General features: G+C 42.0%; 3 protein-coding genes. All 3 read right to left on the bottom strand.

All coding sequences use genetic code 11. The features are described 5' to 3' along the window. Positions 1-337: 337 nt before the first annotated feature. Positions 338-1,525, bottom strand: coding sequence for a zonular occludens toxin domain-containing protein (locus NSCA4_RS0101450; protein ID WP_016686493.1), 1,188 nt, complete (start codon positions 1,523-1,525; stop codon positions 338-340). Positions 1,526-1,534: 9 nt separating this feature from the next. Continuing rightward, a complete protein-coding gene (locus NSCA4_RS0101455; protein ID WP_016686494.1) occupies positions 1,535-1,867 on the bottom strand; it encodes a DUF2523 family protein in 333 nt (110 codons plus the stop codon). A 2-nt stretch (positions 1,868-1,869) separates the two neighbouring features. Further along, on the bottom strand, positions 1,870-2,310 hold a 441-nt coding region (locus tag NSCA4_RS15405), incomplete at its 5' end, for a virulence factor TspB C-terminal domain-related protein (RefSeq protein WP_303660077.1).

A 2,310-nucleotide genomic window follows, 5' to 3' on the forward strand; every position in this document is an offset into this window, starting at 1 on the left:
CTATTTTGTTCAGTTTATTAAATTACACACCCCATAGATTGCCTTCGGCGACCCTTCGGGGACGTTCGCCACGTGGCAGGCGGGCAGGAAATAAAACCCTTCCTGCCCACCTACTACAAGCGTGTTTCTTGAACTTTTGGGAATCAAGGGGGTATTCATAAAGATTGGGCAAAAAGCACGCCCAATCTTTACAAACCTTCCCCCTTGACACCCAAAATTTCAATTCCTTAAAAACAAAGGCCGTCTTAATTTCAGACGACCTTTTATGTTAACGAAAATTCAGCCGGGCACGATTCAAGTTACTGAATATGATTCAAAAAATATCATTCAATTCAAATCAATTACTTGAACCAACCACACCGCCACGCGCTGCAAACTGTTGCCCCGCTTCAACATAGCCATCATACATCAAATTTTGAGGACTTTTGCCGCCAAGACTAACCACCTGAGTGGAGTTATCATTCATTGGCTGAACACTTCCATCTTGAACAACATCCCTATTAGGTTCTTTATATGGATTGAACGGCATGCCGTTTTTTGCATAATCGTTACAGGTTTTTTTATCTATTTCTTTTATAACCGTGCCTTGAGAAGAATAACACGAACAACCCGATTTCCCGCCCGATATACACGCAACAGGATATTCAAGCTGCTTTACCTGCCTAACCTGATCATATAACGGCTTTGATTCAACTAAACCATCAATCTTAGGCTTTAACATCTCTTCAGTCAGATTTTTATTTTGACTAGGTGCTATCTGTCCGCCTATTTCCTGACCGGCAACAACAGATTTTTCTTTCACGCTTTTTTTTAAATCATCAGACTTAACATCAACGACAGACGATACAGATGAATTTTCAGAAGCGGCTTTTTCAGACGACCCCAAACCCGACAAAAGAGAATACCCCATATAAGCAGTTAAACCAAATACGATCAAGGCAACCGGAATAACCAATAGAACACGGCTTTTAGGCGTTTTTACTTTGGTATGTATTTCAGCAGACTTATAAAGACCGAACGCTTTTTTATCGAACTTATAGACTTCAGGACGAGCATTTTTCATCCCTGATTTTGGACTGTTTTCGCAATAGTCCCAAAAATAACGCATACGCACACCCAAAGGCGTTTTATGAATATGATAATGCGCGCCAACTAAATCACGAACCTGCTTATCGATACGACCCGGCATTTGCGTGATCAGAATAATATCGACACCCGAATGTCTATGAACATGGAGCCATTCGACAAGCTCAGGCGTTTTAGAACCCGAAGAACGCGGCGGGAAAATGTTTTGCGCTTCGTCAATAATGACGACAGAGCCATTATTTTCGGGGTACTGAAGCCAAACATTCATGTCATTTATGGTATGACCTTCAGGAATTTTTTCAGTAGTAATCGTCAATTCTGGAATGCCATGTGTAAAAACCTTACGACCCGCCCATTCTTTTTTGACCTTTTTTGCCAAATCTGAAACGACAGACAAAGTTTTTCCCGAACCCGGAACACCTGTAATCAAAGTAATCATAACTAATCCTTATTTTATAAATTTAAAAGCACGATACGACGACCAAATGCCAAACGAAAAAGCAAAACCGCCGAAAATAATATTCATGGATTCTGGTATGCCAGCCAATCCGAGCAAGCCAATCAAATCGGCGGGCATTCTGAAATAGTTATCCGCGACGTAGTTCAAAATGCCTTCAGTAGCTACCGAAAGACCTTCATACGAGACGAGCGTAACCCCCAGCCCCAAAAGAAGCTGAAAAAATAGGTTTTTCAGGCTTGGCAGAAACGCCAAAAATAGGCGTCCCAAATACTGAAAAAGCACCCTAAACAAACCACCCAAAAAAGCTGCAAGAGCGGGCATTTTTAACCTTTCATCGAATTAACCGTCTTATAAACCATCATAGCCGCCATGAAATAAGCCAATGTTATAAAAACATATCTCAACCTTTGGGCAGCTTCACAAATAGGCGACCACGAGAATGAATGACGACCAAACTGCCCAAAATCAAGCAAAATATCTTGAGGACACTGACCGCCAGTAGCAAAAGCAGAAGAGGGGGAAAACGTCCCAAAATTACCATCAGACTTAATCCCACCCCAATCAGGCTCACCACCACCATCAGGCACATCAGGAACGTCAGGAAGACCATATTGTTCACTTCCTGAACCATCACCATTACCATCAGCACTACCACCTGAATTTCCATCAGAATCAGCCTTTTTCGAACCTTTAGATCCACGCGATGGAGAATCTGACTTCTTATCCTTCGAATTACCCTGACCGGAATTTGGCGAATCACCTTT

The organism is Neisseria sicca 4320 (genome assembly GCF_000193735.1).
Taxonomy (GTDB): Bacteria; Pseudomonadota; Gammaproteobacteria; order Burkholderiales; family Neisseriaceae; genus Neisseria; species Neisseria sicca_E.